At 60.6% G+C, this 16,842-nt stretch carries 14 protein-coding genes; 10 read left to right on the top strand and 4 right to left on the bottom strand.

Translation table 11 applies throughout. The features are described 5' to 3' along the window. Positions 1-24: 24 nt before the first annotated feature. The 4 genes from DRB19_RS24560 to DRB19_RS24545 form a co-directional block, all read right to left on the bottom strand. Positions 25-882: a fumarylacetoacetate hydrolase family protein gene (locus DRB19_RS24560; RefSeq protein WP_245439804.1), complete on the bottom strand. Its 858-nt coding sequence runs from the start codon at positions 880-882 to the stop codon at positions 25-27. Positions 883-1,133: 251 nt separating this feature from the next. Continuing rightward, the gene (locus DRB19_RS31295; RefSeq protein ID WP_245439801.1) at positions 1,134-1,331 is read right to left on the bottom strand and encodes a cupin domain-containing protein; all 198 of its coding nucleotides are present in this window, start codon (positions 1,329-1,331) and stop codon (positions 1,134-1,136) included. 420 nt (positions 1,332-1,751) lie between these two features. Continuing rightward, positions 1,752-3,428, bottom strand: coding sequence for a bifunctional 3-(3-hydroxy-phenyl)propionate/3-hydroxycinnamic acid hydroxylase (locus tag DRB19_RS24550; protein ID WP_114188649.1), 1,677 nt, complete (start codon positions 3,426-3,428; stop codon positions 1,752-1,754). Continuing rightward, complete coding sequence (locus tag DRB19_RS24545) at positions 3,425-4,540, bottom strand: alcohol dehydrogenase catalytic domain-containing protein (protein WP_114188648.1); 1,116 nt, start codon at positions 4,538-4,540, stop codon at positions 3,425-3,427. The genes DRB19_RS24550 and DRB19_RS24545 overlap by 4 nt, the downstream gene beginning before the upstream one ends. Before the next feature lie 508 nt (positions 4,541-5,048). Between DRB19_RS24545 and DRB19_RS24540 the strand changes: the two genes are divergently transcribed. The 10 genes from DRB19_RS24540 to DRB19_RS24500 all read left to right on the top strand — a co-directional run bounded on the left by DRB19_RS24540 (position 5,049) and on the right by DRB19_RS24500 (position 16,102). Then, complete coding sequence (locus DRB19_RS24540; protein ID WP_114188647.1) at positions 5,049-5,786, top strand: GntR family transcriptional regulator; 738 nt, start codon at positions 5,049-5,051, stop codon at positions 5,784-5,786. 495 nt (positions 5,787-6,281) lie between these two features. Continuing rightward, positions 6,282-7,286 (top strand): Bug family tripartite tricarboxylate transporter substrate binding protein, encoded by a 1,005-nt coding sequence (locus tag DRB19_RS24535; RefSeq protein ID WP_114188646.1) that lies wholly within the window; start codon positions 6,282-6,284, stop codon positions 7,284-7,286. Positions 7,287-7,714: 428 nt separating this feature from the next. Beyond that, positions 7,715-8,914: an acyl-CoA dehydrogenase gene (locus DRB19_RS24530; RefSeq protein WP_114188661.1), complete on the top strand. Its 1,200-nt coding sequence runs from the start codon at positions 7,715-7,717 to the stop codon at positions 8,912-8,914. Positions 8,915-8,932: 18 nt separating this feature from the next. After that, the gene (locus DRB19_RS24525; protein ID WP_114188645.1) at positions 8,933-10,105 is read left to right on the top strand and encodes a CaiB/BaiF CoA transferase family protein; all 1,173 of its coding nucleotides are present in this window, start codon (positions 8,933-8,935) and stop codon (positions 10,103-10,105) included. Beyond that, on the top strand, positions 10,086-10,232 hold the full coding sequence (locus DRB19_RS30230; RefSeq protein ID WP_162815844.1) for a hypothetical protein: 147 nt from the start codon (positions 10,086-10,088) through the stop codon (positions 10,230-10,232). Before DRB19_RS24525 ends, DRB19_RS30230 begins: the two co-directional genes overlap by 20 nt. Positions 10,233-10,286: 54 nt before the next feature. Further along, a complete protein-coding gene (locus tag DRB19_RS24520; protein WP_114188644.1) occupies positions 10,287-11,036 on the top strand; it encodes an electron transfer flavoprotein subunit beta/FixA family protein in 750 nt (249 codons plus the stop codon). A 14-nt stretch (positions 11,037-11,050) separates the two neighbouring features. Beyond that, a complete protein-coding gene (locus DRB19_RS24515) occupies positions 11,051-11,995 on the top strand; it encodes an electron transfer flavoprotein subunit alpha/FixB family protein (protein ID WP_114188643.1) in 945 nt (314 codons plus the stop codon). Between the two features lie 76 nt (positions 11,996-12,071). After that, a complete protein-coding gene (locus tag DRB19_RS24510) occupies positions 12,072-12,953 on the top strand; it encodes a 3-hydroxybutyryl-CoA dehydrogenase (RefSeq protein WP_114188660.1) in 882 nt (293 codons plus the stop codon). 136 nt (positions 12,954-13,089) lie between these two features. Continuing rightward, positions 13,090-14,661: a Re/Si-specific NAD(P)(+) transhydrogenase subunit alpha gene (locus tag DRB19_RS24505; RefSeq protein WP_114188642.1), complete on the top strand. Its 1,572-nt coding sequence runs from the start codon at positions 13,090-13,092 to the stop codon at positions 14,659-14,661. 10 nt (positions 14,662-14,671) lie between these two features. Beyond that, a complete protein-coding gene (locus DRB19_RS24500; protein ID WP_114188641.1) occupies positions 14,672-16,102 on the top strand; it encodes an NAD(P)(+) transhydrogenase (Re/Si-specific) subunit beta in 1,431 nt (476 codons plus the stop codon). The last annotated feature ends 740 nt before the right edge of the window (positions 16,103-16,842 follow it).

Below are 16,842 nucleotides of genomic sequence, written 5' to 3'. Positions count from 1 at the left end.
AGCAAGTATTTTCGAAAATTCTGTCTATTTCGAAATTTTACGTCCATCCTCGGCCGCCACAATGTTGCGCAGAACACCGATGCCAGACACCTCCACCTCAATCACATCACCTGGACACAGGAAGTCGGGAGGTTGTCGACTTGAACCGAAGCCCGAAGGTGTCCCAGTAACGATGACATCGCCCGGGGATAGAGGGGAAAAGGTCGAGATGTAAGAGATCAACCACGGGATCCCGAAGATGAACCGATCGAGAGTGATCGACTGTTTCACGGCGCCATTCACCCGCGTTTCGAGTGCTAGGCGGGTTGGGTCAGGGATTTCATCAACGGTGACGAGCCACGGGCCAAAGGACCCGCTTTGATAGAAGTTCTTGCCTGGCGTGAATTGTGAGGAATGCTTCTGCCAGTCACGCGCACTGCCGTCATTGAAGCAGGAATAGCCGGCGACGTGTGTCATCGCCGCTTCCTCAGGCACTTGGTATCCCGCCATGCCGATCACCACTGCAACTTCCCCTTCAAAATCAAAATGATCGGAGCGGGTAGGCTTCAGGATGGGGGCTTCGTGTCCCGTTAGACTGTCGGCGAACCGCGTGAAGAGCAGCGGATACTCTGGTACTGGTTTGCCCTCACGCGAGGGTTCGTGGAAATTCGTGGCGACACAGAATACTTTGCCAGGATTAGGGATGGGGGGCAGCAGCCGGACTGCGCTGAGGGGAATCGCAGGCTCATTCGGAACTGTAGCTGTCTGCTGTGCAGCTAACATCGCAAGATAGGACTTCAGGTCCTGCGGCACACCCACACCCCTGTTGAGCGGAATGATCGCGTCGTCAAGAACCACCCCGTAGCCATTTCCTTCAGCCGTCTCGAAGCTAGCCAGTTTCACGTGATCTCCTCTGCGGACACTGTCGCTTCTCGCGGCAATGAAATCAGGAACGTAATCGTACACGCCGACAATTTGTTTGAAGCGGGCTTGGACATAGCCGATGGTTTTCAGGAGCTGGTCATCGGAATACGTCTCGGTCCTTACTCAGCACAGGGCTGCCTCTAAGGGGCTCGCCCCGCCAGGTCACTCGCGCGCATTTCGCGGGAAACCTGGCCATTGAACGTGCTCTCACTAAGCTGGATGCCAGACCCCTAACGGCTCTCGCTAGCTCCCACGAGCACGAAGGCCATGGTTGCGGGACGATCGCCTTTGTTACGCCACGCGTGCCGTGTCGCCTGCTGGATCACGACATCGCCTTGGTTCAGCATTGTTTCGTTCCCATCATCAAGCTCAAGCCAGATGCTGCCATCGAGCACGATATTGTAGTCGACCGAGCATGTTCTATGCATTCCGGGAGCATCCGGCTCAAAGGTTTCCGCCAGACCTGGCAGGTGCTTCCTCTGCTCTGAATCTGCTCCGGCAGGATCGAATCCGGGACCAAACATCACAGAGGCCGGCGGAAAATGAACGATCAGGAGCCGTGTCTCACCCGGCAGCGGAAGGGCACCAACTCCCACTGGCGCGGCCTCCGTAACCGGCTCCGAGGAGGGGTCTTTGAGCGTGGCCCAGCATATGGACGTTCGATGCCCAGGGAGCGTCTGGTATTCATGCTCGGTCGGCACTGGACCGTCGCTCAGGAAAACCGCTTTACCATTAACCGTGCCCGTCACTACGCGTCTTGTCGCCATTGTTTTCTCCTCCCCAACAAAATCCAGCGTTCGCACTTTAGAGGCGTATCTTGTTCGCTGCAGATCGAGTTCTCTCGAGCGCTAATGCACTTCGGACATCTGGTCGGGCCCAGCTTCTGTCTTCGTGCGATCCGGATTCCTGAGAGCATGTTCCAGCGCTCCAAGAAGACCGCTTACGTCGGCGGCTGCACGAACACTGCCAAAGACAACGTGATCTGGACGGACAAGAACCGCCTTCACCCCGTTGCGGCTCATCCAGCTCTCAATCAGACCACTTGTGTCAGCGAGTGTGACGATTCCGTCGACAGGAGCTTCAGCAACGCAAGCCAAGGTGACGCCGAGCCGGTCCGCAAGCACGCGATCGGGCGCCGTCGGAGCCCAGCCCGTCTCGGCGACCAAGAGGAAACGCGCGTCGATCACGTCATCCATGCGCCTCTCGCCCTCGGATGTTATTACCAAGGGCTGCGGAAACACGGTCCCGGTCCCAGGTGCATGGCCGCCTGTTGCATCCTTGAGGAGAAGCCCACCGACAAGTGGCGGCAAGAGATCCTGCCGGACGATTTCACCACGCCCGGCCTGCATCTCTTCCAGCAGCCGCTTATCCCGTTCCGCTGCGGCGCCTGGCTCGCGCTCACAGATCACTTGGCCAAAGGTCTTCGTCAACTCGATCACGGCCCGGGCATTAGGTCTGCGTTCCTCGTCGTAGGTCTTGAGAAGAGCCGGATCCGCTCCGTGTTTCAGAACTTCGCCGATCTTCCAGCAGAGATTCGCCACATCCCGTAAGCCTTGGTTGAGGCCTTGGGCCATGAACGGAGGCGTCTGATGCGCTGCGTCCCCCGCGATGAAGACGCGACCCCGTTGCCACTGTTTACCAACAAGGGCATGGAAGCGGTAGGTGGCGGCACGCCAGATCCTTCCCTGATCGGGTGTCATCCACCTTGCAAGCAGCGACCAGATAACCTTCTCGTCGACCATGTCGGTTGGGTTTTCATCAGGCAGAAGCATGATCTCCCAGCGCCGCAAGTCCGCCGGACCCCGAACGTACGTGCAGGGGCGCACCGGATCGCAGTACTGAATGATTGCGTCCGGCAGGTCCGCGGTCTCATTCACCAAGACATCGACAACCAGCCATGGCTCATCGAACTTCAAGTCCTCCAATTGGAGGCCCATCGCTTCCCGAACTGGGCTCCAAGCTCCATCGCACCCCACGACGTAGCGGCAGGTGACGAGACGCTTCGTCCCAGTATCGACGTCTTCGATGGTAACGCTCGCCTCATCCGGGTTCTGCTCCACTGTCAGAACACGAGATCCAAGAGTCACATCCAGTGTTGGCCACCGGTCGAAGCTCCCACGAAGCAGGCGCTCAAGTTCTGGCTGAATGAAAGTGGAGTATGGGGGCCATGACAGCGGATGCGGCTCAGGCTGAGGCACGATGCGCCGTAACACCTGCCCGGCAGCAGACCGATACTCCGAGGTCTTGTAAGGCCCCATATACAAGCTGAGCTCGTCCGTAATACTTAATTTCTGAAGCAAACGCAGCGCCTCGTGATCAATTCCGATCGCACGAGGTTTGTCATAGGGCTGCCGCGACGGATCGACCGCCAAAACCGTCAATCCCTCCCTCGCGAGCAATTGCGCGGCAGCCGCCCCAACGGGGCCAAGTCCTACGACTACAACGTCGTATGAGGTGTGTTGGTCGCTAGAGAGAACTGGATCGTTCTCTCGCGCGACCGACGTCTCACGGGATGATGATGTCATGGATGGATCACGTAGTTCGAGAAACCGCCGTTCCGCGATGCAATACCGGAGATGGCCTGGTTGACATCTTCCAAGGGATACGTGTGGTGCTCGAAAACAGACATCTTGAGAGCGCCCGTTTCAGCATAGCTGGCGAGCTCCCGGCCCTCCTGCGTCGTGAACCACAGCGACCCGATCAGGCTCATGTTCCGGTCCATCATGTAGTGGACGTTGATCGGCACGTCTCCGGCAACAGCACCCGTATCGACGATAATCCCGCCGCGACGCAGGCTATAGATGCCCTCAAGAAATGTCTCATGAACCGCTCCGGGCCCGAGGCAGTCGATCGCAACGTCAACGCCGTCGCCTTCGGTCAGAGACTTGGCCCAGTTTGAGATCGATCCATCCTCCAATCCGAACACTTCGATCCGGTCAGGCGCGATCGCTTTCACGGCCTGCAGAAGGTCCTTGTTGCGCCCGGTGCCCAGGATCTTCCTGGCACCCATGGCAAGCGCGCTGATCACGGCTCCTAGACCAAGTGTGCCCGACGCTCCGTTGATGAGAATGGTTGTCCCGGCTCCGACACGTGCCTTGCGTAGACCAGAATACGCGGTACCCACATATCCAAGTCGCGCAGCCTCCTCATACGACATCGAGTCCGGGAGTTTGACGAGCGCGCTCGGGGGAGCCGTCATATACTCGCTCATACCTCCATAAGGGTATCTGCGATACATGCGCTCGGAGTGCTCGGAAAAGCCAAAGTAACCATTGAAGGTGAAGTAGCGGCAGGCGATCGGATCACCGCTGGTGCAATGGCGGCATGTCCCGCACGAGCGTGCCGGATTCACGTACACACGGTCGCCTACGTCGACGCAGGAAACATTGCTGCCAATCGCGACCACTTCACCGGCTGGATCCAGCCCGAAGATGGCGGGCAGCGGGGGCAGCGGAAGGTCAGGGAACCAGGTCGTCCAGTTTGCAAGAATGTTGCCGAGATTAGGGACAATGCCGCAGGCATGGACCTTCACGAGAACATCATTCTCGCCCGGGGTCGGTGTGTCGATCTCCTCCAGGATGAGAGGTCCACCCACCTCATGCATCCGGGCCACTTTCATCTTGCTTGGCAAATCCATTTGTTTCTCCCTTCACGGTCCGCTGCGTCGGACCGATCACTATTGTTAGATTGTTGGCGCTGGCCAGCCTTTGCGGCCTTGTTGGCGACCATATTTGCAGGATTTTCGAAAATCAACCCACTTTTACTGAATTTCTCTGCCGTTCCTCCCAGGCTCTCTCTTTAACTGGGCTGGATAGAACCCAACTTAGCGCTCACAAGGAACCCCAATTATAAGGTAACGCATGATTTCGAAATTTTTCGGAATGCAAAGCATCCGAAAGATTGTTGACGCCCATCAATGATCAGGGTCAGTCGCTCCTGGAGTGATCGCCTCCAGTGGTCCTCTAAAGGATCTCCCACACCACGGGTTGGGGTAGGCCAAACCGATGCACCGAGGCTGGTTATGTTATTCAATTTTACAAGTTTCGAAAAAACGGCTATAGACCAAAAATATTTGTGATCGGCACCTATGGTTGCTACTTTGGTACCATAGTTGGCAACTGGCAGCACAGTCTCGCAGGACAAGAATGAACCTCAAGATCGTCAAGGCACAGAAAGAATTCGGGAAAACCGTCGCCGCGGATATTGCATACCGTCTGCGGGAAGAGATTCTCAGCTGCCGACTCCCGCCGGGTGAGCCGTTGCGGTTTGAAGCGCTGCGGGCCAGCTTTGGTGCGAGCTTCACCACGCTCCGCGAGGCTCTCATGTCCTTGGTGGCGGATGGCTTGGTCGCAGCGGAGGGCCAACGGGGCTTCCGTGTGGCTCCCATTTCGCTCGATGACTTATTCGATATCACCAGTACCCGAGTTCTAATCGAGATCGAGGCGCTACGGCAAGCGATTGCCAAGGGCGACGACGAGTGGGAAATCGGCATCATATCGGCGCTACACCGGCTCAACCGGATTGAGGAGCGCATAAAGACGCCCCCTGGCGAAGATCTCAACTGGCGCCGTGCTCACAGAGAGTTCCACCAGGCTTTGATCAGTGCCTGCGGGTCGCCAACTTTGTTGGCAATTCACGATTCCCTCTTTGATCGTTCCGAGCGGTATCGAAGTGTCTCTGCAACATACCGTCCATATGACCGTAACAAAGTGGGTGAACACAGGGCTCTCATGTCGGCGACGGTGGGCCGTGATACTGATTTGGCTGTCAAACTTATTGAGAAACACATCCGCGACACTGCTGACAACGTAGCGACCTATGCCGCGGAGCACTTCGACAGGCCTGCCTTGCACATGACCGCTAAGGCAGCTTTGGCTAAGTGAATGTGAGCCAATTTGCACCATGTACAAAGTAGAGCTCGACAGCCTCTCTGAAGGGACTTGGTAATCTTGCTTCGCGGCGCGGAAATGCCCTTTCGTGAGGGCTGCTGTGTGTGCCTGCGGCCGTGATGCTTTCACGCACCCAAGCAGGCAGCGGCCTGCATTCTTGAAGTCTTAAGGTTAAGGACAAGCTTGTCTTCAAGTGGTTGGTCGTCACCACGCACTTGATGCTGGTGTCCGGTCACGTCCCAATGGCGTTTGTATGTCGGCTCAGCCCTAAGCCGTGCTTCATTCAACTAACCCGAGCCTCAACTGAAACTTAGTATCATAGTGGACCGCGGTCGAACCTAATTGGGCGCTCCGCAGGAAAACAGTTGCGCCATGACTTTCCTTTTTCGGTTGCGTAATTTTCGAAAATATGTCGTTCTTCCGAAATAGCAGACGTTAGAAATTGAGAATGAGCCCGAGTGGCTGATTATTCAAGCGGAGGAACAACCCATGACGGCAAAAGGAGTTACTCGCCGGGACGCGCTTGGCGGGATCATCGCGGCAGCAACGCTCAGCGTGATACAAGCTCGCCAGGCCACCGCCCAGCAAGGGACAACCATTGATGCTAATGCGCGCATCATCGTTGGATTTCCTGCAGGTGGCCCGACCGACACCATCGCGCGGCTATGCGGGGAACGCCTTCGCGGCAGATATGCGCCGCAACTCATCGTCGAAAATCGCGCTGGCGCCGCAGGGCGCATGGGGGTCGAGGCGGTGAAGGCCGCCTCACCGGATGGCACTCAGATCCTTATGACGCCCGTAAACGTGCTGACGATCTTCCCGCACGTATACCCAAAGACGATCCGCTACGACGCACTGGTCGACCTTATTCCGGTAAGCCCGATCTGTGCCTCTCCTTACGCCTTCGCTGTAAATGCCGACCACCCAGCGCGGGATCTTGCCGGGTTCGTTGAGTGGGCACGCCAGCAGAAGAGCGAAGTGCAGTTTGCAAGCCCTGCGGCTGGGGCCGGCCCGCATTTCTTCGGCACCAAAATGGCCGAAAACTTAGGCCTGCAGCTGCAGCACGTGCCATATCGCGGTGCCGCGCCGGCATTGCAGGATGTGAGAGGAGGGCAAGTCCCTTGCATCGTGGTGCAGGTAGGCGACGTGGCGGAGTTCCATCGCGCCGGTCAGATGCGAATTCTGGCGGTTTCATCAGCACAACGTCTAGCGAGCCTCCCGGAGGTGCCGACCTTCATGGAACTTGGCCAGAAGGAAATGGTGATGGAGGAATGGTTCGGTCTCCTGCTGCCCGCCAAGACACCCATGCCGATTGTTGAGGGCCTGCATAGCGCGATTGTGGCTGCCATTTCGCATCCGGAGCTGCAGGCTATGCTAACCCGGCTGGAGTGCCGGCCCCTCTCGACCTTGCCGCAGGAGTTTGCCGAATTTATCCGCACCGAACGCGAGAGGTGGAAACCGATCGTGGAAGCATCGGGCTTTAAGGCGGAGTAATGACACCTGAAGATGGGTGCCGAACTCTCCTCACAGGGATATTGGCCGCGGAGGAGGGCGTGCCCCTTTTCCAAGTACCGCCGATCCTCCAGTGCGTGGCCACAGCCGTAACGGCGGCGCAGGCGGCGCTCGGAATTAAGGCCGCAAGCTAGGCCCGAGGAAATGCTGGCACAGGATGCCAGCGCATTTTTCGACGACGAGTTGCAGAGCGTACCTGCCGTGACCAGGTTCCGCAGATACCCGGACGATAGTCTCGGTTAGGCCACTCGAGCCGCGGTGAAGAAACCTGTTCATTCTGTTCGAGAATAACCTGCTGCGAAGATTTCAATATACAATTTCGCTGCTCGAAGGGATTTTGCCGCTCAAATTCAATGGTTCTCACGATCCACTATCGACACCCGCGATATCTCACGAACAGGAAGGTCATCATGTCTGGTAATAAACAGGAACTCGCGAAGCTCCAATGGGAAGATCCGCTCCTCCTCGACGACCTTTTGACCGATGACGAGCGCATGATCCGCGACACCGCCCGGGGCTATGCCCAGGACAAGCTCCTGCCGCGGGTGATAGAGGCTTACCGCGAGGAGAAGACCGACCGCGCCATCTTCAACGAGATGGGCGAGCTCGGGCTGCTGGGCGTGACCCTGCCGGAGGACTACGGCGGCGCGGGCGCGTCCTATGTCGCCTATGGCCTCGTGGCCCGGGAGGTGGAGCGGGTGGATTCCGGCTACCGCTCCATGATGAGCGTGCAGTCCTCCCTTGTGATGTACCCGATCTATGCCTACGGCTCCGAGGAGCAACGCCGGAAGTACCTGCCCAAGCTGGCCTCCGGCGAGTTCGTGGGCTGCTTCGGCCTCACCGAGCCCGATGCGGGGTCGGATCCGGCCGGCATGAAGACCCGTGCGGTCAAGACCGACGGGGGCTACCGCATCAGCGGCTCCAAGACGTGGATCTCCAACTCCCCCATCGCCGACGTGTTCGTGGTCTGGGCGAAGTCGGAGGCCCATGACAACCAGATCCGCGGCTTCGTGCTGGACAAGGGCATGAAGGGCCTCTCGGCGCCGAAGATCGGCGGCAAGCTCTCGCTACGCGCCTCCATCACCGGCGAGATCGTCATGGACAATGTCGAGGTGGGCGAGGATGCGCTGCTGCCGAACGTGCAGGGCCTCAAGGGCCCCTTCGGCTGCCTCAACCGCGCCCGCTACGGCATCTCCTGGGGCTCGCTCGGCGCCGCCGAGGATTGCTGGCACCGGGCGCGTCAGTACACGCTCGACCGCAAGCAGTTCGACCGGCCGCTCGCCGCAACCCAGCTCGTGCAGAAGAAGCTCGCCGACATGATGACCGAGATCACGCTCGGCCTCCACGCGTCCTTGCGCGTCGGCCGCCTCTTCGACGAGGGCCGCGTGGCGCCGGAGATGATCTCGCTGGTCAAGCGCAACAACTGCGGCAAGGCGCTCGAGATCGCCCGCGTCGCCCGCGACATGCACGGCGGCAACGGCATCCAGGAAGAGTACCATGTGATGCGCCATGCGCAGAACCTGGAGACGGTGAACACCTATGAGGGCACCCACGACGTGCACGCCCTTATCCTGGGCCGTGCGCAGACCGGTCTGCAGGCATTCTTCTAACAAGGGCGGACCACAGTGATGACAAAGCCGCTCGAAGGCCTGAAAGTCCTCGAACTCGCCCGCATCCTCGCGGGCCCTTGGGTTGGTCAGTTGCTGGCCGACCTCGGCGCCGACGTGGTGAAGGTGGAGCGGCCCGGTGCCGGCGACGATACCCGCGGCTGGGGGCCTCCCTTCGTGCAGGCGGCCGATGGCGGTGATCTCTCGGCGGCCTACTTCCATTCCTGCAACCGCGGCAAACGCTCCATCGCGGCCGACTTCGAAACACCGGAAGGCCAGGAACTCGTGCGCAAGCTTGCGGCGCATGCGGACGTAATCGTCGAGAACTTCAAGGTCGGCGGCCTCAAGAAATATGGCCTCGATTACGAGAGCCTCAAAAGCATCAATCCGCGTCTCGTCTATTGCTCGATCACCGGCTTCGGCCAGAACGGGCCCTATGCCTCGCGCGCTGGCTACGACTTCATGATCCAGGGCATGGGCGGGATCATGGACCTGACGGGCGATCCCGACGGCGAGCCGCAGAAGATCGGCGTTGCCTATGTGGACATCTTCACGGGGGTCTATTCCGTCGTCGGCATTCTGGCTGCCCTTCGCCAGCGCGATGCGACGGGGGAGGGGGCGCATCTCGACATGGCGCTCCTCGACGTGCAGACGAGCGTGCTGGCGAACCAGGCCATGAACTATCTGGCGTCCGGCACATCGCCCCGGCGCATGGGCAACGCCCATCCCAATATCGTGCCGTATCAAGTCTTTCCCGTCGCAGACGGCCACGTGATTGTGGCCGTGGGTAATGACGGGCAGTTCGCCCGTTTCGTCTCCGTGCTCGGAAAGCCTGAATTAGCCCAGGACGACCGCTTCCGCACCAATGCGGGCCGGGTCGGGCGCCGGGCCGAGCTCGTGCCGATCCTGACAGAGCTCACTCTCAAGACGACCCGCGATGCCCTTCTATCGGATCTGGAAAAGCAGGGCGTTCCGGCGGGCCCCATCAACACGGTGGCCGATGTCTTTGCCGATCCTCAAGTCATCGTCCGGGGCATGAAGATCGATCTGCCTTCCCAAGCCGCCAAAGGCGGAGTCATTCCTAATGTTCGCTCGCCCATCGTTATGGATGGGCAGCCAATGGCGGCAGGACGGCCTTCGCCGCGCCTGGGCGAGCACACAGATGAGGTGCTGAATGACTCCACATGGGCCTGATCGGCAAGGGTTGGTATTGATCCAGCTCAAGCTGCAGTCTGCCGAAGCGAGGGCCAACATCTTCGTGGTCGTGGTGGAGAAGCGATACACGTCCGGCGGGCATATCCGCTCGTACATACAGATGTAGTGCCCGAGGATAGTACGCCGCAGAACGTTCCGGATTGAAAGGGAGGACGGACGAATGAAGCTTCTTGTGTGTGTGAAGCGGGTTGTGGACTACAACGTGAAGATCCGGGTGAAGCCGGACGGCTCCGGCGTGGAGCTTGCCAACATCAAGATGTCCATGAACCCCTTCGACGAGATCGCCGTCGAGGAGGCCGTGCGCCTCAAGGAGCAGGGCAAGGCCACCGAGATCGTCGCCGTCTCCATCGGCCCGCAACAGGCAGGCGAAACCATTCGCACCGCGCTGGCCATGGGCGCCGACCGCGGCATCCTGGTCAAGACCGACGCCACCGTGGAGCCGCTGGCCGTCGCCAAGATCCTGGCCAAGGTGGTCGAGCAGGAGAAGCCCGACCTCATCATCTTGGGCAAGCAGGCCATCGACGACGATTCCAACCAGACCGGCCAGATGCTGGCGGCCCTGCTGGGCTGGCCGCAGGGCACCTTCGCGTTCAAGGTCGCTATGGGCGAGGGCTCCATCGACGTAACCCGCGAGGTCGACGGCGGCCTGCAGACGGTGGGCCTCAAGCTGCCCGCCATCGTCACCACGGACCTGCGCCTCAACGAGCCGCGCTATGCGTCGCTCCCCAACATCATGAAGGCCAAGAAGAAGCCGCTGGACGAGACGAGCCCTGAGACCCTCGGCGTCGATGTGGCGCCGCGCCTGAAGGTGGTGAAGACCGTCGAGCCCGGCGGCCGCAAGGCCGGCGTGAAGGTGGGTTCCGTGGCCGAACTGGTCTCGAAGCTCAAGGTCGAAGCCGGCGTGCTCTGAGAGGATTTGAGACGATGACCACATTGCTGATTGCCGAGCACGACAACGCTCAGCTGAAGGACTCCACCCACAAGGCACTCTCTGCCGCGGCAGCCCTGGGAGCCCCCGTGCATGTGCTGGTGGCAGGCTCCAACGCCCGCGCCGCTGCCGAGGCCGCCTCCAAGCTCGCAGGCGTGGAGAAGGTGCTGCTGGCCGACGCCGCTCCCTACGAGCACCAGCTTGCCGAGCCGACCGCCGCGCTCATCGTGTCGCTCGCGGGCTCCTACGACGCCCTTGTGGCGCCTGCCACCAGCAAGGGCAAGAACGTGATGCCGCGCGTGGCGGCGCTCCTCGACGTGATGCAGGTGTCGGACATCATCAAGGTGGTGTCGCCCGATACCTTCGAGCGGCCGATCTATGCCGGCAATGCCATCCAGACGGTGCAGGCCACCGACGCCAAGAAGGTGATCACCGTGCGCACCGCCGCCTTCCCGGCAGCCGCCGAGGGCGGCTCTGCCGCCATCGAGGCGGTGAATGCGGCCGAGGATTCGGGGCTTTCGAGCTTCAAGGGCGAGGAGATCGCCAAGTCCGAGCGGCCGGAGCTGACCTCGGCCCGGATCATCATCTCAGGGGGCCGCTCGCTCGGCTCCTCGGAGAACTTCACCAAGTACCTGGAGCCGATCGCCGACTCGCTCGGCGCCGCCATGGGCGCCTCGCGGGCTGCGGTGGATGCGGGCTACGCCCCCAACGACTGGCAGGTGGGGCAGACCGGCAAGGTGGTTGCGCCCGACCTCTATATCGCCGTGGGCATCTCGGGCGCGATTCAGCACCTGGCCGGCATGAAGGACTCCAAGGTGATCGTGGCGATCAACAAGGACGAGGAGGCTCCGATCTTCCAGGTGGCCGATTACGGCCTCGTCGGCGATCTCTTCACGATCCTGCCCGAACTGAAGGATGAGTTGACCAGAGCTGGTCAATAAGGTCCGAAGCAACGGTAGAGGCAGTACAACTGCTCGAACCGTCTTGAGCAGCATGAACGTTGATTGGCAGGTTACGATGAGCATAGAAATCAAAACGGTTGGTGTCATTGGAGCTGGACAGATGGGCAGCGGCATCGCCCATGTCTGCTCGCTCGCGGGGTTTAACGTCCGGCTCAACGATCTCTCGGAGGATCGGATAAGCGCTGGCTTGGCGAGTATCCGTGAGAGTACTGCGCGCCAGGTCTCAAAGGGGGTAATCTCCGATTCTGATCACCAGGCGGCGCTTGAGCGGATCACGCCGGCGCGTTCCTATACTGATCTCTCCATCTGCGACCTCGTCATCGAGGCTGCCACGGAGAACGAGGAGGTGAAGAGCAAGATCTTCACCGCTGTCAGCCCCTCGCTCCGCGCGGATGCGATGCTCGCCACCAATACCTCGTCGATCTCGATTACGCGCCTGGCGGCCGCAACCGACCGACCGGAGAAGTTCATCGGCATCCACTTCATGAACCCGGTACCGGTGATGCAGCTTGTCGAGCTGATCCGTGGCATCGCCACCGAGGATCCGACTTTCGAATCGGCGAAGGAGTTCATCGGTCGCCTCAAAAAGACGGTGACGGTTTCGGAAGACTATCCGGCTTTTATCGTTAATCGCATCCTGCTGCCCATGATCAATGAGGCGATCTACGCACTGTATGAAGGGGTGGGTTCAGTGGATGCGATCGATACAGCCATGCGGCTCGGCGCCAATCATCCCATGGGACCGCTGCAGTTGGCCGACTTCATTGGCCTCGACACCTGTCTGTCGATCATGCAGGTCCTGCAGAATGGCTTGGGTGATCCTAAGTATCGCCCCTGCCCACTTTTGATGAAGTACGTCGAGGCCGGGTGGCTCGGCCGGAAGACGAAACGCGGCTTCTATGATTATCGTGGCGAGAAGCCGGTTCCGACCCGCTAAGAGTGGACGAGTGTCATGTTAGAGGCTGAACGAGGGTTAAATCGTACCCCGTGTCTGCCAAGTGACCAGTGCCTTAAACGTATTGTTCGTTAGGAGCCACACCCCTCCATCCGCATTGCAAAAGGACTGTTAGAGGATGAAGATCGGAGCACTGAGAGAGATTTCTGCGGGCGAGAGCCGAGTGGCGCTGACGCCCGACTCTGCGCTCCAGCTGCAGAAGTTGGGGCATGCCTGTGTGATCGAGGCAGGAGCAGGCGAGAAGGCCGGGTTCTCTGATGCCGCTTACACCGCGGCTGGCGTTGACGTTCTGGCGTCCGCCCATGCAGTATTCGAAACCGTCGACGTGGTGGTGAAGGTACGCGCTCCCGAGCCGGCGGAAGCCGCGATGCTGCGCGAGGGGCAGACCCTGATCTCGTTCTTCTGGCCGGCCCAGACACCTGAGCTTCTTGAATTCTGCCGGGAGAAGGGCGCAACCGTCATTGCCATGGACATGGTGCCACGCATCTCGCGTGCCCAGAAGATGGATGCGCTCTCCTCCATGGCCAACATCGCCGGCTACCGTGCTGTGATCGAGGCCAGCAACCACTTCGGCCGCTTCTTCACCGGCCAGATTACGGCCGCCGGCAAGGTGCCGCCCGCCAAGGTCCTGGTGGTCGGTGCTGGTGTGGCTGGTCTGGCGGCGATTGGCACGGCGACCAGCCTTGGTGCAATCACCTACGCCTTCGATGTGCGCCCGGAAGTGGCCGAGCAGATCGAATCCATGGGCGCGCAGTTCGTCTTCCTCGAGTTTGAGCAGGCGCAGGATGGGGCTGCCACCGGGGGCTATGCTGCGCCTTCCAGCCCGGAGTTCCGCGAGAAGCAGCTCGCCAAGTTCCGCGAACTCGCACCCGAGATCGACATCGTCATCACCACCGCCCTGATCCCCGGACGGCCCGCACCGAAGCTGTGGACGCAGGACATGGTCGAGGCGATGAGGCCAGGCTCGGTGATTGTCGATCTCGCGGCCGAGCGCGGCGGCAATTGCGACCTGACCGTGCCGGACGAGAAGGTCGTCATGGAGAACGGCGTCACCATCATCGGCTACACCGACTTCCCCAGCCGCATGGCCGCCCAGGCCTCGACGCTCTATGCCAACAACATTCGCCACATGCTCGCGGACCTGACGCCGAGCAAGGACGGTGTGATCGTCCATAACATGGACGATGACGTGATCCGTGGCGCCACGGTCACGCACCAGGGCGCCATCACCTATCCACCACCACCACCGAAGGTGCCGGCGATCGCCGCCGCCAAGCCGAAGGAGAAGGTGACGGAGTTCACCCCGGAGGAGAAGAGGGCAGGGGAGGCCGCCGCCTTCAAGGCCCAGACCCGCAATCAGGTGGGTCTGCTCGTCGCCGGCGGCCTGCTGATCGCGCTGGTGGGTGCTTATGCGCCAGCGAGCTTCATGGCGCACTTGATCGTCTTTGCCCTGGCGTGCTTCGTCGGCTTCCAGGTGATCTGGAGCGTCAGCCACTCCCTGCACACGCCGCTGATGGCGGTAACCAACGCCATCTCCGGCATCGTGGTGCTCGGCGCGCTCTTGCAGGTCGGCTCCAGCCACTGGCTCGTGGTGAGCCTGGCGTCTCTGTCTTTCCTGATCGCCACCATCAACATCGTCGGCGGCTTCCTGGTCACCCGCCGGATGCTGGCCATGTTCCAGAAGTCGTGAGGATCGTCCGATGAGCGCTGGTATCGTCTCTGCGGCCTATGTGGCGGCCGCTGTCCTGTTCATCCTGTCGCTCGGTGGCCTCTCAGGCCAGGAGAGCGCCAAGCGGGCGGTCTGGTTCGGCATAGCCGGCATGGCCCTGGCCGTTGCAGCAACGGTGTTCGGTCCCGGTGTGGGCAACTATGCGGTCATTGCCGTTATGCTGGTGATCGGCTCGGTCATCGGCTGGTACGTGGCCAAGAAGGTTGCGATGACCGAGATGCCGCAGCTGGTGGCGGCGCTGCACTCCTTTGTGGGTCTGGCGGCCGTGCTCATCGGCTTCAATGCCGATCTCGAGCTCACCCGCGTGCTCGCCCTGGATGAGACCTCGCGTCAGGCACTGACCGGCTTTGCCGGGGTGCTGGCGCACAAGACCGGCGTGGAGATCGCGATCCTGAAGGTCGAGGTGTTCTTGGGGGTGTTTATCGGTGCGGTGACGTTTACCGGCTCCATCGTCGCCTTCGGCAAGCTCGCCGGCAAGGTCGACGGCAAGGCCAGGAAGCTGCCCGGGGGCCATGGGCTCAATGCCGGCGCGGCGCTGCTCTCGCTCATCCTGCTGGTGCTGTACGTCAACGGGGCGAGCATTTGGGCACTGGTGGGGATGACCCTGCTGGCGTTCTTCATCGGCTACCACCTGATCATGGGCATCGGCGGGGCCGACATGCCGGTGGTGGTGTCGATGCTCAACTCCTACTCGGGCTGGGCAGCAGCAGCCATCGGCTTCACCCTCGGCAACGACCTGTTGATCGTCACCGGCGCGCTGGTAGGCTCCTCGGGTGCGATCCTGAGCTACATCATGTGCAAGGCCATGAACCGCTCCTTCATCAGCGTGATCTTAGGGGGCTTTGGGGCGACCACGGGTCCGGTGATGGCCATTGCTGGCGAGCAGATCGCCATCGATGCCGAAGGCGTGGCGACCGCCTTGGAAGAGGCCGACAGCGTCGTGATCGTGCCGGGCTACGGCATGGCAGTGGCCCAGGCGCAGCAGTCCGTCTCCGAGCTGACGCGGCGGCTACGAGCCAAGGGCAAGCAGGTGCGCTTTGCCATTCATCCAGTGGCCGGTCGGCTTCCGGGGCACATGAACGTGCTGCTGGCCGAGGCCAAGGTGCCGTACGACCTTGTACTGGAGATGGACGAGATCAACGAGGACTTTGCCAAGACGGATGTAGTGATCGTCATCGGCTCGAACGACATCGTCAATCCGGCCGCGCAGGAGGATCCGAACAGCCCGATCGCCGGCATGCCGGTGCTGGAGGTGTGGAAAGCCAAGCAGGTGTTCGTCTCAAAGCGCGGGCAGGGGACCGGGTACTCCGGGATCGAGAACCCGCTATTCTACAAGGACAACACCCGCATGTTCTACGGCGATGCCAAAGCCAGCATCGACCAACTCGTGCAATCCATCTGAAGGTAGTTTTGTAAGTGCCCGTTGCGAATGTCGCATGGGGTCAAGTTGGGGTAGTGTGATGTCCACATGGGCGGCATGTGGACGAAAGGGCATCGTGGGCGCCAGAAGCCTTTGAGCGACGGCGCTATCCCACCGACCCAATCGATCAGGGACGGGGGAAGTTCACGCCTATCCTGCCTCAATCCGCCGGGCGCAGACGCAAACCCAAGGCGAACTTGCGTGAGATCCCCGATACCATCCGCTATCTGGCCCAGACTGGCTGTGGTTGACACATGCTGCCGCATCAGTTCGTGCCTTAGCAAAGCATGTATTGGTGGTTCCGACGCTCGTGCGACGTCTGTGTTCCAGACCCTACACGATGTTGCCCTCATGTTGGGCCGGGAGTTGGCTGGTCGGCAGGCAAGCCCAACGGCAGGCGTGATCGATAGCCAGACGGTCAAGGCCCCTCGGCTCCAGGTGGAGCCGGTTACGACGCGGCCAAGAAGGTGAAGCGCCGCAAACGCGATATTGCGGTGAACACAGATGGGCTCCTGCTAACGGTTAACCTGATCACAGCTGACATAGAGGATGTACAAGGGGCCGAGCGGATCATTAAGCGAGCGAGCCAGCGCTAACCCAGGCTCAGATGTCAGTAATAGCGCCTGATTTTTTCGGAATTGCAGCCTAGGTCGTGTGGACGGATTTGATGAGGATGAAGCTCAGAGCAAGAGCAACGAAAGAGCCGTAGTTCTCGTCCGTCT

The organism is Microvirga aerophila (genome assembly GCF_003332305.1).
GTDB lineage: Bacteria > Pseudomonadota > Alphaproteobacteria > Rhizobiales > Beijerinckiaceae > Microvirga > Microvirga aerophila.
This window is presented reverse-complemented; position numbering and strand designations above follow the sequence as displayed.

What these genes read in the sequence shown, in the direction of transcription:
- DRB19_RS24545 (WP_114188648.1), bottom strand. Translation starts at nt 4,540, where the DNA reads ATGGATTTGCCAAGCAAGATGAAAGTGGCCCGGATGCATGAGGTGGGT.
- DRB19_RS24550 (WP_114188649.1), bottom strand. Translation starts at nt 3,428, where the DNA reads ATGACATCATCATCCCGTGAGACGTCGGTCGCGCGAGAGAACGATCCA.
- DRB19_RS24505 (WP_114188642.1), top strand. Translation starts at nt 13,090, where the DNA reads ATGAAGATCGGAGCACTGAGAGAGATTTCTGCGGGCGAGAGCCGAGTG.
- DRB19_RS24535 (WP_114188646.1), top strand. Translation starts at nt 6,282, where the DNA reads ATGACGGCAAAAGGAGTTACTCGCCGGGACGCGCTTGGCGGGATCATC.
- DRB19_RS24515 (WP_114188643.1), top strand. Translation starts at nt 11,051, where the DNA reads ATGACCACATTGCTGATTGCCGAGCACGACAACGCTCAGCTGAAGGAC.
- DRB19_RS24540 (WP_114188647.1), top strand. Translation starts at nt 5,049, where the DNA reads ATGAACCTCAAGATCGTCAAGGCACAGAAAGAATTCGGGAAAACCGTC.
- DRB19_RS24510 (WP_114188660.1), top strand. Translation starts at nt 12,072, where the DNA reads ATGAGCATAGAAATCAAAACGGTTGGTGTCATTGGAGCTGGACAGATG.
- DRB19_RS24500 (WP_114188641.1), top strand. Translation starts at nt 14,672, where the DNA reads ATGAGCGCTGGTATCGTCTCTGCGGCCTATGTGGCGGCCGCTGTCCTG.
- DRB19_RS30230 (WP_162815844.1), top strand. Translation starts at nt 10,086, where the DNA reads ATGACTCCACATGGGCCTGATCGGCAAGGGTTGGTATTGATCCAGCTC.
- DRB19_RS31295 (WP_245439801.1), bottom strand. Translation starts at nt 1,331, where the DNA reads ATGCATAGAACATGCTCGGTCGACTACAATATCGTGCTCGATGGCAGC.
- DRB19_RS24525 (WP_114188645.1), top strand. Translation starts at nt 8,933, where the DNA reads ATGACAAAGCCGCTCGAAGGCCTGAAAGTCCTCGAACTCGCCCGCATC.
- DRB19_RS24530 (WP_114188661.1), top strand. Translation starts at nt 7,715, where the DNA reads ATGTCTGGTAATAAACAGGAACTCGCGAAGCTCCAATGGGAAGATCCG.
- DRB19_RS24520 (WP_114188644.1), top strand. Translation starts at nt 10,287, where the DNA reads ATGAAGCTTCTTGTGTGTGTGAAGCGGGTTGTGGACTACAACGTGAAG.